The sequence below is a fragment of the Spirosoma lacussanchae genome, from assembly GCF_005870035.1.
GTDB classification, from domain to species: Bacteria; Bacteroidota; Bacteroidia; order Cytophagales; family Spirosomataceae; genus Spirosoma; species Spirosoma lacussanchae.
Genome location: NZ_SWJG01000014.1, coordinates 64,922 through 79,012 on the forward strand (window position 1 = coordinate 64,922; position 14,091 = coordinate 79,012).

At 53.0% G+C, this 14,091-nt stretch carries 11 protein-coding genes; 7 read left to right on the plus strand and 4 right to left on the minus strand.

What is annotated here, in order from left to right; all coding sequences use genetic code 11:
* Positions 1-21 precede the first annotated feature (21 nt).
* Complete coding sequence (locus tag FBR45_RS25860) at positions 22-831, plus strand: hypothetical protein (RefSeq protein WP_138507361.1); 810 nt, start codon at positions 22-24, stop codon at positions 829-831.
* 4 nt (positions 832-835) lie between these two features.
* Positions 836-4,018: a coiled-coil domain-containing protein gene (locus FBR45_RS25865; protein ID WP_138507362.1), complete on the plus strand. Its 3,183-nt coding sequence runs from the start codon at positions 836-838 to the stop codon at positions 4,016-4,018.
* Here the strand turns inward: FBR45_RS25865 and FBR45_RS25870 are convergent.
* Both FBR45_RS25870 and FBR45_RS25875 read right to left on the minus strand, forming a co-directional pair.
* Positions 4,015-4,563 carry a hypothetical protein gene (locus tag FBR45_RS25870; protein WP_138507363.1) on the minus strand — a complete coding sequence of 183 codons (549 nt, stop codon included), beginning with the start codon at positions 4,561-4,563 and terminating at the stop codon, positions 4,015-4,017. The two genes, FBR45_RS25865 and FBR45_RS25870, sit on opposite strands and share 4 nt — an antisense overlap.
* Before the next feature lie 8 nt (positions 4,564-4,571).
* Positions 4,572-5,018, minus strand: a complete 447-nt coding sequence (locus FBR45_RS25875; protein WP_138507364.1) for a hypothetical protein — start codon at positions 5,016-5,018, stop codon at positions 4,572-4,574.
* Positions 5,019-5,556: 538 nt separating this feature from the next.
* Here FBR45_RS25875 and FBR45_RS25880 point away from each other — a divergent pair.
* Together FBR45_RS25880 and FBR45_RS25885 are read left to right on the plus strand one after the other, a co-directional pair.
* A complete protein-coding gene (locus FBR45_RS25880) occupies positions 5,557-5,841 on the plus strand; it encodes a hypothetical protein (RefSeq protein WP_138507365.1) in 285 nt (94 codons plus the stop codon).
* Positions 5,838-6,683, plus strand: coding sequence for a phage antirepressor KilAC domain-containing protein (locus FBR45_RS25885; RefSeq protein WP_138507366.1), 846 nt, complete (start codon positions 5,838-5,840; stop codon positions 6,681-6,683). The genes FBR45_RS25880 and FBR45_RS25885 overlap by 4 nt, the downstream gene beginning before the upstream one ends.
* A 116-nt stretch (positions 6,684-6,799) precedes the next feature.
* On the opposite strand, the gene FBR45_RS25890 is transcribed toward FBR45_RS25885, so the two are convergent.
* The gene (locus tag FBR45_RS25890; RefSeq protein WP_138507367.1) at positions 6,800-7,081 is read right to left on the minus strand and encodes a hypothetical protein; all 282 of its coding nucleotides are present in this window, start codon (positions 7,079-7,081) and stop codon (positions 6,800-6,802) included.
* A 1-nt stretch (position 7,082) separates the two neighbouring features.
* Positions 7,083-7,496, minus strand: a complete 414-nt coding sequence (locus FBR45_RS25895; RefSeq protein WP_138507368.1) for a hypothetical protein — start codon at positions 7,494-7,496, stop codon at positions 7,083-7,085.
* A gap of 427 nt (positions 7,497-7,923) precedes the next feature.
* Here FBR45_RS25895 and FBR45_RS25900 point away from each other — a divergent pair, with 427 nt between their 5' ends.
* The 3 genes from FBR45_RS25900 to FBR45_RS25910 form a co-directional block, all read left to right on the plus strand.
* Positions 7,924-10,689: a hypothetical protein gene (locus FBR45_RS25900; RefSeq protein WP_138507369.1), complete on the plus strand. Its 2,766-nt coding sequence runs from the start codon at positions 7,924-7,926 to the stop codon at positions 10,687-10,689.
* A 3-nt stretch (positions 10,690-10,692) separates the two neighbouring features.
* Positions 10,693-13,857: a hypothetical protein gene (locus FBR45_RS25905; RefSeq protein WP_138507370.1), complete on the plus strand. Its 3,165-nt coding sequence runs from the start codon at positions 10,693-10,695 to the stop codon at positions 13,855-13,857.
* On the plus strand, positions 13,857-14,091 hold a 235-nt coding region (locus tag FBR45_RS25910; protein ID WP_138504060.1), incomplete at its 3' end, for a hypothetical protein. The genes FBR45_RS25905 and FBR45_RS25910, both read left to right, overlap by 1 nt.

The window sequence follows — 14,091 nt, forward strand, 5'->3', positions numbered from 1 at the left end:
GCGAAGTAAGTACCATGATCGATGCTGCGCGTCAATCGCCCCAACCTGCTGGCCTGGTTCAACCCGACCCAAAGCAACCCCCTCCCGTTTCCGCTGCCCCTGTCCGAGTTCGGCTGTCTGCCCCAGGCCGCCAGTGTCACCTATGCCGGGGCGTCAACCATGGCCTACGTCAATCTGATCGAAGGTCGGCCCAACAACGGCGTGCCAGCCGTCAAGCTGGTCAGTGAGCTAACCGGTACCGTCTACAATACCACCAGCACCGTATTTGCCATCCCCCGCACGTTCAACACGTCGGGCAACACCTATGACACGTATGGCAGTCTGGTCTGTCCGGCCGTGCCGCCGGGTTTGTACCGCTGGCAGCTGGTGTATCCCAGCCCGGCTTTAACGCTGGTGTCGTCGCTGATTGAGGTGCTGACCCAGGTTGATGCTATCCAGTACAGTATTTATCTGGACGTAGCCAACACGCGGATTCTGCAGGGCGTCCGCTACCCGTTTTTAGACCCCGGCTCAACCCAATCACTACGCCTACGGGCACGGCTGATTGATACGCCGTATCAGGTCGATCAGACTACGTATAGAGAAGTGACAACGGGACGAATCCGGCCGTATCACCAGGCGGCCGACCGGCTGCTGTCGTTTCGAACCGAACCGCTCGACAGCATTCAAATTGAAGCGCTGGAAATGGCCCTGCTTCATACCACCATCGGCTGCAACGGCGTACCCGTCAGCGTACAAACCCACGTGGCTACCCAGCCGGGGCGCGGCTCCTTGCAACCCGTCACGTTTACCCTCGTCGATCAGTCGTTTTCCAGCCCCCTAATGCCGTAGGATTATGCCAAACCGTATAGAATACCAGGAGTTAATCGACCTCGACGGCTATAAAAGGGCCGTTGCCGAAACCAAAGCCGAGTACGCCGATTTTGCGGCCGATGTGAAACGGCTCAACGAACAATTATTGGCTTCGTACAAAACGCTGTACGCGGCCATGATTGACAATCAGAACAAATTCCTTCAGGCGTCCGGCGACTCGCGTAAACAGCAGCAAATTGGAGAGCAGATAGAAAGACAGGTACCTCAGCTCAAAGACCAGCGGGCCGCTATAGATGGTGTTACGAAGGCTCAGGAGCAACTTGATAAGGTGCTGGGGTCAATATATGCCCGTCAGGAGCAAATACTGAAGGAAGAAGCGGCCATACAGGGCAGTACAGCCAAAGAGATTGCCCAGAAGAAGCGACTACATGCCGAATTAGTTGCCCTGCAAACTCAGCTTACCAAACTGAGCAAGGCCACTACGGTAGTAGGTCAGAATAACCGTGAGGTAACTGGCACGTACAACAAACTTCAGAAAGAATTAGCCGACGCCCGAAAAGAGTTGAAGTCACTGGATGATGCGTTCGACTCCAATACGGGTAAACTGAATCGCAACAACAAGGCGGCTGTTGCGCTGGCGGCTCGAATCACCCAGGCCGACGCTGCCCTAAAAAAGATCGATGCCGGACTAGGCCAGTTCGGGCGAAACGTCGGTAATTACCCCAAAGACAAGGGGCTGGGAGGTTTGTTAAACACGCTATCGGGTCTGGGTGTGGCTACCGGTGCTGGGGCCGCTGTTGGTGCATTAATTACGCTGGGTACCCAGATTGTTGAGGTGGGAGCCGCTGCAGAAGATCTAGACAACTTACTCGAAAATAGCTTACGCAACAATAAGGCCGCTGCCATTGAGGCCGGGGCGCTGATTCGTGACTTTGCCGCCAGTAGTCGGCTCGAAGTCGATCAGGTAACCGAAGCCTTTACCCGGTTGGCCGGCATTGGCATTATTGCGACTAAAGACCAACTGGTTTCCCTGTCAGATATAGCCCTCAGCAAGAAAAAAACCATTACCGATTACGTTGAAGCCATTGCCGATGCTCAGCGGGGCGAATTTGAACGGCTGAAAGAGTTCTCTATTGATGCCCAGAAGAACGGTGATAAGGTCACATTCACGTACAACGGGGTTCGTACAACGGTAGCCAATACCGACCGGGCGATATCTGACTTTCTGATTTCTATCGGCAAGATGCCGGGGGTTATCGGCGCAACCGACAAGGCATCCCAGTCGCTCAATGGCCGTTGGTCTACCTTCAAAGACAATATCAAAGGGATTGCAACGGATCTGTACCAGTTATTGTTGCCCTCGCTGAATGCTGTACTAGGGCTGTTTAACAAAGGGGCTGAATACGTTGGCCGGTTTACCAAGGGACTTCGACAGCTCAAAGAAGAGGGCAAGCTATTACAAACCCTGGCCAGTTTCATTGCCAATCCCATTGGAGCCACAAGGGATATATTCGATGCGTCGAAGCGGGTAAAAGCAACACCAAAGCCGGGAGAGGACAACTCTGCCCTTGATGCCTATCGGAAAGAGATAGAAGCGGAGAACAAAAAGAATGAGGCTACGCGTAAGGCCGAAGAAGCCAGGGCGAAATACGAAAAAGACCGGGATAAGCGGGAACGGGAGCGGGAAGCCCGATTAGCCAAGTCGCTGGAGAATACCAGAGCGGCCACTGAAAAAGAGTTGTCGGCCCTTGATGTTGTGTATAAAAAGGGGCTAATGACTGAATCGGATTACGTTAACCAGCGGGCTCAGGTTCAGCAAAAGGGCATTCATGCCGAACAGCGACTACTCAAAGCCTACGGTAAGCGAAAAACAGCCGATTACACAGAAACCGAAACCCGGCTTAATGAGGTTGCCAGCGAGAACGCCGAGAAGCGGAGAAAGATCGAAGATGACGCGTTTAAAAAGTCTCTCGAAGCCTTCAAACAGGCCGCCGATGCCGACAAAAGCATATCGGGCCGATTGTTGTCCGAGCGGCTAACCCAGCTCGAAAAGGCGTACATAGATGAGCAGTCTACTATTGAGACCGCCGTTCAGAAACGGCAAATTACCGAAGCTGAAGGAGCTAAACGTCTAGGCAATCTAACGGAACGATACCTGAACGACGTAGCCAATGCAACCATTGCCAGTTCTGAAACAGTTGAGCAGGCAACCCGGCAACGTATGGCTTCGCTGGAAGATCTGCTGCGTTCACAGGGCAAAACAGAAGCCGAAATAGAACAGGCGTTGGCCGATGAAAAAAAGCGAATAGCCGACGAAGAAGAAGCCCAGCAAAAAGCCCGTAGCGACCGGGATATAAAGCTGACGGAGAACACGGCAAAAACTAAAAAGCAGATTGAGGAAGAGCATCAAAAGGAAATGGCTAAAATCCGTGATGCCGCCCTTGAAACGCTGGTGCAGGGAGTAAATACATTCTTTGAGATCAGCTCAGCCAATCGCAGTGCTGAACTCGAAGCCCTTGAAAAGCAGAAGGCGCAGGAAATAGAAATGTCCGACGGCACCGACCGGAGCAAAAAGGAGATCGAAGCCAAATACGCAGCCAGGCAAAAAGATATTCGACGCCGGGAAGCTATTGCGGAACGTCAAAAAGCCTTGTTCTCTATTTCCATCTCTATTGCCAAAGGTATTGCCGAAGCTGGAGCCAATCTGCCGTTGGCAATACTAGTAGGGGCAATCGGGGCACTTCAAATAGCCGCCGTGCTGGCTAAGCCACTGCCTGAGTTCTGGAAAGGAACGTCAGACGCTCCAGAAGGCCCGGCGTGGGTAGGGGAACGCGGTTACGAGTTGATCGAGTCAAAGAAGGGGGGCAAAACTTCGTATCGATTAGCCGCCGAAAAACAGATTACATATCTGAACCGGCACGATAAGGTATACAACCATCAGCAGTCCAAACACATACTGGCAACCAATCAGGAAATTGCTCAGGAAGTCCGGCAGGCTCCAGGCGGTGGTTTACACGTGCCTGCTGTTGTGCCTACCGGCCCCACAAAAGCAGAACTGACCGAAGCCTTTATATCGGCCATCGGTCAGCTACCAGTACACGAACATCATGAAGATGCTCAGGGTAAGCGCCTATTCGAGCGTAGGGGACACCAGCGCACCGAACTGCTGAACAATTACTTCAGCTTACCCAGAAAGAAAAGTTAGTAGGTAAACGCTTTGATGTAGTAGTAACTATCATGGTTCTGGATTTCGTATTCCTTTGAGGTTACGTTTCCAGAACCATTTAGGTTTATGGTTATCCAGTCGGCCTTATTATTCATGTAGACAATCTCCACAATGCCAGACAAATATTCTTTTTTGGGGCAGGGGCAGGGCGTTCGGGATGGGTTGGTAGTTTCCGAACTGGTAGGCTTGCCAAACATGGCGGCAATTTGCTTGGGCGTCTTTCCTGCAATCCTGTCAATATCAAACCCGTATTGATAGGCGTCTTTCATGGTTGAATCCTCAATCATTCGGGCAACCTCGCCACTTTTGATATTCTCCGCAAATTCTGACGGGGCCATGTCGTACTGTTGCTTATAGGCCAAATTCTGAACCTGGAACCGCTCGAAGTCCGTACCCTTATAGTCGTCAGCTACACTTTTGATCTGATCGGGCGTCCATTTGGATTGGCGTTGCTCGACTGGCTTGGAATCGGTAGAACATGACAGCGTAAATAGAAATAGAGCTAGTGCAGTAAAATATTTCATGATGTGGTTTATTTTGTTTTGATAATCAGTCGGTAGTAATCGGTTCGCGGGTCGGGTGTAATGTTTGTCTCTATGATATACCTGTCCGTTTCATAGATAAAATTTTCCTTCTGTTTTATTCGGTCATTTATGCCTTCCGGAACATTCAGCTCTAATGCCCGAAAAACCAGATCAACTTTTTTTAAGTAAAATTGATAGGACTCCTCTATGTGATTCTTGTTGCGCTGATTCATATTCAGCCGTACATCTTCTATATACGACTCGTCTTTAGACTGCAGATATATAGCAACGTTATCCTTCATGCCGTAAGCGTCCGGTTCGCCAAATTCATAGTAATCGGTACTGGAAATCCAGCCTATTTCATCTTTCCTCCATTTTCTCAATTGGCCGACCCCTACTAGCTCCAGACTTTTCAGGATATCTGCTACGTTGTTGAATTTTTCTATTGCGGGCATGGCATGGTTTATTTATTCCCAAATAAAGTAACCGACTGCCTATTTTTTACCGTTCTCAAAATATTTTGCCCGTTTCGAAAATATTTTTGCAAGCAAACGGTAATATTTCTGATTGTTTTTCAATTACCAATTGATTGATGATGCTAATACTGTTGATTAACAAATGCCCGTATAATCAATTCAGGGCCGATTTGTCTACAACATTTGATTGACGGTCTTTTACCATTTGATTGTTTGCCTATATTTGTCCTACAGTATTGGAAAACGGCCTATTTGCAAGTGTTGAAAAGGTTTCCGACCTTTGAAACGCTAGAATACGAATACCGGACGGCGTCAGCCGCCCTCACATATTGTAGGGCTTTTTTTATGCCTATACATCGGCCTATTGCCATAATTGGCGGTGCGCTGTACCCTGTCTACATGTTGTAATGGCATGTAGGAACGTCCGGTAACGGTATTCTAGCAGCAGGTAGTACAGCGTACCGCTTTTTCTATGTCCAACGCCCAAGGCTGTATAGGGCAAAACTGCTAGAATACCATGTCTAATTTCCAATCTACCATGCCTGCCGGGGCTGGTATCAATGTCCACGTAACCGGACTGCCGGTTAATCTGTCTCAGTTAATCCAGGATAACTTCAGCGACCCCCTCACGGTCGAGAATTACCGACGCGCTCTGCGTACCTGGGTTTGTGCGTTTGTGCCGGTCGGCATTGATCAAACGTTATCGCCGTTCTCGCTCGAAGGTACTATGTACGCTTACGAGTTACTTGACGAGTTGCTTTCGGGTTTCATCCAACAGGCCGCCAACCAGACTGAGAAATGAACGACCTGATCAAAATCACAACCAACGAACAAGGTTTGCAGGTTGTATCGGCTCGGGAGCTATACGACTTCCTCGAAGTTAAGGCTCGTTTTAACGACTGGATCAAGCGCAGGGTTATTCACTATGGATTTCAGCAAGGAATTGATTATGTAGAGGTTGATGGGTTTTACTCAAATTTGAGTAAAAGGGGTGAGGGTGCTGAGAATGCACCGCTTTCTAAAAATTTAGAAAACGATGGTATGGAGGGTTTTTCTAAAAATTTAGAAAAAGGGGGTAGGCCCGAAACCGACTACGCCCTGACGCTCGATATGGCTAAAGAACTATCGATGGTCGAGCGGAACGAGAAAGGCAAACAGGCCCGTCAATACTTCATCGATTGCGAAAAGGCACTGCGACAGGTAACGACCATTGCCCAGGCTCCAGCGCAACCCGCCCAACTCAGCCGGAAAGAACTGGCGCTGATGGTTTTGCAGATCGAAGAAGAGAAAGAAGCCTTAGAACGCGAACTGGCCACGGCCCGCCCCAAAGTCGAATACGTTGACGAGGTGCTGGACACCAACGATTGCGTAGTGACGACGGTAATTGCGTCTGAACTGGGGTATTCGGCTATGGCGTTCAATAAACTGCTCAAAGAGCGGGGTATTCAGTGGAAAGTAGACGGGGTTTGGGTGTTGACCAGTAAGTATCAGGGGAAAGGCTATGCCCAGATGCGAACCCACACCTACCACGATTCGACGGGGAAGCGCCATACAACGATGAATATGGTTTGGACCCAGCGGGGTAGGGCCATGCTTCATTACTTGTTTAAGCAGCAACCGAAGCAGTTGCCAGCGGCCGCGTAATCCCTACAGGCGGGCGTCGAAGTCGAGACCCGTAAAAGCTGGCAGTGTAAGGGTAAGTAAAGTAAACTAAAGGCCCGACCATCACGGTCGGGCCTTTAGTTTACCCCAAAACAAAGTTATTGAAAATAGCCCCCACTTTTCCAGTTTCTATTCTGCTCCAGCCACTCCATCAGGGGGGTGAGTGTCTTGGTTCGATAAGCGATGGAAACGGCGTAGTCGTAATTAACGGTGTCTTCTTCAAGGCTTATTAGTATGGTGCGTTTACCAACATCTCGTTGACCTCTAAGCATGTAGGCTACAGACGGGCCAGCCTGTACTGTATCTACCATGTATCCACTGTTCTCAATCAACTCGCGGATAAACTCAACACTCACGGTGGGATAAAACTCGTCAGTCATGCTAGGCGGCTACTAAATAATTTAGTTGGTCATGGTAGGCGGTCATATCAACGAGATAAGCCCGCTCGTCGCCGGTTTGCAGAACCCGGTCATACAGTTCGTCGGCCGGTTTGGCCACCAATACGGCATGGCCTTCACTGGTTGGTTCGTCCAGTTGCCAGCCCATGGCTATCAGCTCTTCTTCTACTCCTCTACCACTTCGCTCTGACAACAAACAAAAACAGATGAAGGCTTCCTTGATAGCCTCGTTCAGTCGTTCCTCGTTACGGCCGTAGGTTTCCAGTCCTAAGAACGGGATTTGGGCGTACAGCTTACCATCCTCGGCCCGGTGATGCCAGGTCGGCATGATGATGCTGGCCGAAATCAGCCGGCCATCCTGCCGGGCAATTTCAGCGGAAATGGTGTTACTTTTCATGGTTTCTTGCCTGGTGTTGTGTCCTGATTGGTTTACTTTGATAAACCAAAACTGTACAAAACTAACGACATTTGAAATGATTTGGTTTGCATAATTCTAATCTCACGCACGTAGAACCGCGTATGTGGTTGCTATGGTTTGTATTATTCCGATATGGCTGAATACTTGTTTTGTTTAGAACATAGGTTTAAAGAATAGTAAAGACAATATTAGACAATCAAAAGATAAGCAAGTGGTAAGAAAAATATCACATTTCCTTGTTGTGTAATTGTGACAGATATACCACAAATTTTTATCAGAAGGTAGCCATTGGCCGGCAATCGGGCGGCAATGCTAGGGCTATAATCCGATTAAGCCCTTTTTGCTATCTTTACGCTACCCGCCAGCTAAGGGGCAGTGTGGCCGGGCCCGTTAGCCTGTTCTGGCTATGCCCATTTCTGCCAATTACAATCTGGCCAACTACGTCAACGGTTCCGACGTACCCGACTATCGTATTTCTTCCGCGTCCGTTTACTTCCGGCTCATCTACGGGGCGGACGAACTGGTTATTCAGGAACCCGTTGGCTGGGACGCGGCCGAATGGGTGCTGCAGCGTGATCCGGTCTGGCATGGGTTTACCTTCGAGTTTACCGGCGACGAAGCCCTGCTGCGCTTTCGTCAGGTAGAAGCCATTGACTTCATCGAACAGGCGTATCTGGCCAATGGCGTTGCCGCTACGGTGCTGCTACGCTGGGGGCTGGCTGATTCGGGCGTCGATCTGCCCATGCAGACGCTGAAACTCAAAATGGGCACGAAAAACGTGGTCGGGGGCGAATTGAGCATTGCCGCCGAAGTCCTGTCTATGCATCCCGACATACAGCCGTATTGGGACAGTAAAATCAGCATGACAGCCCGCGAATCGATTAAGACCGAGGGCGGTTTACCCCAGCCCATTACGCCCCCGCTGCCCGCCAATCTGATGCTACACGCGCAGAGCATCAAACAGACGACGACGACCAAACCACCCGTTCAGCCCGTTGATACCGACTGGCTGCCCTTCGTCAATACCGGCGGGTCAATTCTGCAGGGTGGTAACCCGCTGACGGGACTAGCCGGTACCAACGTATACCGGACGTTTTACCTGAGTCTCCCGTTTTCAGAACCGGTTCCGGATGAGGTAAAAGACTTTTCTGGATCAATGACGGGTATATCGGTTGATAAACCGGCCCCCATCCTGATTGCCAAAGAAGAAGGGGCGTTGCGCGTTCAGGTAACGGTAGATTTTCAGGTCGATTGTCGGCTGCAGAAGGCCGGTATTTCCTTAAACCCGCCCGACGTCGGCAGCTGGTCGGTCAAATGCGTATTGGTAGCGGGTAACGTAACGTATCCGATCGGCACCGTCCGCAGCGGCCGGACCAACAGCCGGTTCATGGGTGCCCAGCGCATTTCGGCTACGCTTGATCTGCCAGGCGTCCCTGTTTCAGCCGGTACGCCTATTTCCATCTACGGCCTACTCGAAATCAGCCCCAACCGGTCCAACTGGCGGGGTACGGATGTCCGGCTGACCGCCAACAATGCCACCCTGACCCTGACGGCCGTTACCACCGCCCCCACCTCGACGGCCCCGGCCTATCCGATCAAAGACGTCCTGCGCCAACTGGTAGCGGGCATAACGGGCCGGGCGAACGCGGTTCAGTCGGCGTATTATTCACTGGCGGGGGGTAATCAGCCCGTCGACGGGGGTGGTAGTCATCGGATGCTGACTAACGGGTTTGGCCTGCGCGGCTTTACGCAGCGACCCCTGACGCTTTCCCTGCAGGATTGCCTGACGAGTTTACAGGCTATCGACGCCATCGGTATCGGATACCGGCCGACCGATACCGGCGACGTGCTGGTAGTGGAGCCGATTGCGTATTTCTACCGCAACGTCGAACTGCTCCGGATCGAGTCGTATACCGTCATTGACCGTAAGATCGACACCAACCGGCTCCACCCCAGAATCAACATCGGATACCGGAAGTTTCCGGATGAGGGGCCGCAGGTACTCGACGAGTTCAACGTTCGTCAGGAATACGCCACGCCGGTACGGGAAGGGGTAGCGTATGAACAGGAAAGCGATTTTGTAGCCAGCGGCTACGCCATCGAAATGACCCGGCGCAACCAGTTTACCAAAACGCCCCAGGACTCAACGACCTACGATGACGACACGTTTATTATTGCCGTCGATCAGTCGGGCCCGCTGACGAGTGCCGTATCGGCCACCCTGACGGTTCAGTTCGTGTTTAGCCGGGGCAAAGCCAGTTTGTTGATCGATCTGGCAGCGGCTCCGACCTGGCTGGCCAAAGGCGTAACCATCCAGATTGCGGGGGCTGGGCTCAACGAAAAAAACGTTGGGCTGTTTCGCATCGAAGCCGCCGAACGCTCCAGCATCGTAACGATACCGAGTACCGGCGTCATTCGCTTACCGGTCGTGAAGCCCGCCATGTTGTATACGCTCAACCGCGAAGTCTTTCCGGAAACCAAAACAGCTACCCTGTCAATCGGACAAACCGGTATATTCCGGGCGGAACGGGCCGAAGACTACGCGGACGTTCGGGGTATCCTGGACCCGGATACGACCTACAACCTGCGCCTGGCACCGCGGTTTAATTTGATGCGACACGCCCGGTATCTGGCCGGCTCGTTTATCCACGTCAACGGCTCGGAGAAACTAACGTTTAGTTTCGCCAAAAACAACCAGGGCCTACGTACCCGGCTGGCCGACAACGCCCCGGGTGATCAGGATATTGACAGCCGCCAAACCGTCGTGCATACGGATGATTTGTACGTGGCTGCTCTGACGGCCGTACTGCCACCCCTCTGGGAAGCGGAGACGATCAGCATTGAAACGCAGCTGGCTCTGGAACAGATGCTGTATTTAAAAGCCGCCCTGCGTATGGCGCATCCTGATCCGGAATTGCATCTGGGCTACATCACCCTGGCGGGCCGGGACGGTGAGCCGGATACGGCGTTTTTCCCCACGGAAATTCGGCACACGCCCGCCAGCGGCAAAACCATATTGACCGGAATCAAAAAATATGTATCTTCGCTGCCAGTGAACTCCCAAAGGGGCTGCGAGTTCTATGCTGCCTACGTTTTCGACGCGTTCGAGAGCGCCCCCGGCAGTACGATCGACACCTGGATTGAAGGCTGTCGATTTGGTGACTTTCTCTAAGTCATGCCCGCAGTCCAGCGCATCCAATCTACAGACAGTCTTGAAACCGGTTTCCGGAATCGGTATAACGCCACCGTCGATGCCATTATTGACGCAAGCGCCGTTACCTGCGACGCTAGTGGTGTGTTGTCGTTTTACAACGATCGGGATGTCCTGCTGGGTTCGATTGATCTGTCGGACTATTTTAAGCTACAAAACGAATCATCGGGCGCAGATAGCCCGGCTCCGACCGAATACCAGTCGGCCAGCGAAGAGAATGAGGGGCTAACCCGCTACGCGACCCCAACCGAAGCGCTGGCAGGTACGCAGGAGTTTGCTGCCATTTCGCCCGCAACCCTCAATTACGTCCTGGCCAGGCTGGACAATGTACCGATTGTCCTGACCAGTGACGCCAAAGTCGACCAAACGCTTAAACTGGTTCGTGACCCGACAACCAACGAGTTTTACCTCACCAATACCGATGCCCCTACCGGCAGCGGAACGGGCGGAGGCACCGGGGGTACGTATACCGTACTCGACGATCCGCGCTGCTACAACCTGCCAATCCTGACCATTCTGGAGGACTCTATTGCGACAGCTCAGATTCAGATCGGGGCGGTCACCTGGGAGCGTACCGATTTTGTTCGACCCGACATCAACTGGTTCGACAAGGACAGCCCATTCAACCAGCCGGGCTTTTACATGAATACCAAGGGCGAGCTTACAGCCAACCAGGCGTACGTTTTATCCCACCGCATTCCGGTAACGCCGTTAACGACCTGGACGCCAAACGTGCCCGGCCAGTACGTCACGTATTTTAACCGGGCCGGCAAGCCCATCGGGGGCGAAGACCACGCCCGGCCCAATGCCACCTTCACCACACCCGCTGGCGTGGCCTTCATGCGGATGACCATCCCGGCGGATCTGGTCAATCAGTTTCAGGTTACCCCCGGTGCGGTCAATCTCGACTGGCAACCCTTTAAGCGGGTTTTTCTGGGCGAAACGCCCCAGCAGGCGCAGATTGCCTCGACCGCCCGCCGGGCCGCGGGTGACCTGGCTAATTTCATCGTGCCCGGCGAAAACCTGTTTCGTAAGGACGACAGCCGCAACCAGCCCGGCGCATTCATCGACAACAAAGGGAAAGTCACCGGCAATGCCAGCTACCAGATTTCGCACCCGATCCCGGTAACCCCCGGCCAGCGGTATCATCCCAGCAGCAAACAGTACGTGGCCTTTTTTTCGGCCCGGGATCTGCCGGTCGGCAACGGGGCGGACTACCTGCGGGACGACGACGCTTTCACCGTCCCCGCTGGCGTGGCCTATATCCTGTGTACCGTACCGGCCGACCAGATCAACACGTTCCGGCTGGTTAAAGGCAACGTCGACAAACCGGAAGCCTCCGCCCTGCCCATCTTTCAGGGTACCACCCCCCAGAGTGCCCAGGCGCTGAATATCGCCCAGGTAACGCAATCGGCGCTCAGTCGGCAGACCGGCGATCTGGCCGCACTGATTACGCCCGCTACCAATCTGTTTAATAAGGACGATGTCCGCAACCAGACCGGCAAATATATTACCAATACGGGTCAGGTGGCTAGCGACGCGGCCTACCTGATTTCCCACCCAATTACGGTTACGCCGGGGCAGACCTACAACGCTAACTACAAACAGTTCATCGCGTATTTCAACGCCCTCGATCAGTGCATCGGCGGGGCGAATGTGGTACGGGATGACACCTATTTTACCGTTCCCGCGAACACGGTGTATATCCTCTGCACGGTAGCCATCAGCGAGAGCGACAACTTTCAGGTCAATACCGGCACGAGTTATCCCGGTTACAGCGAGTCCGTCCCCACGCTTCAGGGCGTAACCCCCCAGGGCACCCAGGCGCTCAATACCGCAAAAGATGCCCAAATCAAAGCCGACGATATAAACCGCTACCTGATTGCCAACCCCAACCTATACGACCGGCTGGCTGATGGTAACGAAGACGGCAAATATATCGACGATTCGGGCGTAGAACACGATATGGCGGGCTATACGATTGGCCCGTTCCAGCGCGTCGAGCCCAGCACGACCTATACCGCCACGCATAAACAGTTTGTCGCCTTTTTCGACGAGCTGGGCGCACCTGTAGGCGGGGTGAGCCACACCCGTTCCACCAACAGCTTTACCACGTCGGCCGCGACGGTCTTCATTCGGCCCACGCTCGAAACCTCTACCAAAACTACATTCCAAATCGTCGAAGGAGGCAGCGTGCCAACCAGCTACACGCCTTTTGGACGCCGTACCTCTATGAATCTACAAATCTCCACCTACGCCACTCTGAAGCGCATTCTCTTAATGGGCACTTCTATTCCCGCCGATTCGGGCTACGCCGAAAAGGCGTGCGCTGAGCTCGGCGCATACCTTATCAACTGCGCCGTGCCCAGCTCGTCGCTACGGATATTCGACAAAAACGGGTCACGGGCGGGCATGTACTGGAAGAACTGTGCCTATTCGCTGATGCACACTACTGCGGAGAAACTTGACTTACTCGCTAACTGGTCTACGTACCGGACGCAGTTTATTGACGCAGCTACTGCCCCCACGAGTTTTACCAGCGAAGAAGCTGAATTTATCCGGTCGTGTTCCTTCGAGGCACGGCTAGTGCCCTACTTGACGGGGGAACAGCCCGAGGTTGACTTGATCATCATTTCACACGGCTATAACGACCGCTTTACGAATGAAACCGAAGCGGAGTATGTCGCCATTGCCGCCCGTGACCCAGCCACCGGCTTTAGCCGCAACACGTTTACCGGGGCGATGAACTACCTGCTGGACGTGATTCGCTACTACAAGCCGAGTCAGAAAGTAGCCATCGAGGGCCACTACGAAAACCAGCTTGATACGCGCGTAGCACTCGGGCAAACCGCCGTAGCCGCCTACCAACAAATCCCGATCCTAAAACTCTGGGAGTACGTGCCGTTCTCACAGCGCACCATTCCCAACACGGCGAGCAAATGGAGCCAGGCCCCCTGGAATTTACACGCTGCTGACGCCGAAAGCCGGGAGCCGGGTAGCACATCAACCGACATGAAGGCGCTCCGCTTTTTTATGCCTGACAACGTACACCCCTACAGCGACCCAACCGGACAGGCCCGCGATTTGATCGCCGTGCCAGTCAGGAATTTTATTAACAACCTACTCTGATGGCTACTACCGAGGATATACTTAACCTCAAGGTCGTTCGCATCCGCGACGATACGACCCAGCAGATTCACATCCGCTCGATTCCCCTGGGCGTGACGGTCGAAAAAGGGCAAAAGATCAATAAGGTCGTGGCCGACCTGTGGATCAACTTCACGCCCTACCTCGACGAAGACGGCCGCGACTACAGCCAGCTGCCCGTCTGTGGCGGCACAACCGGGGGCGCGGTGCTGTACT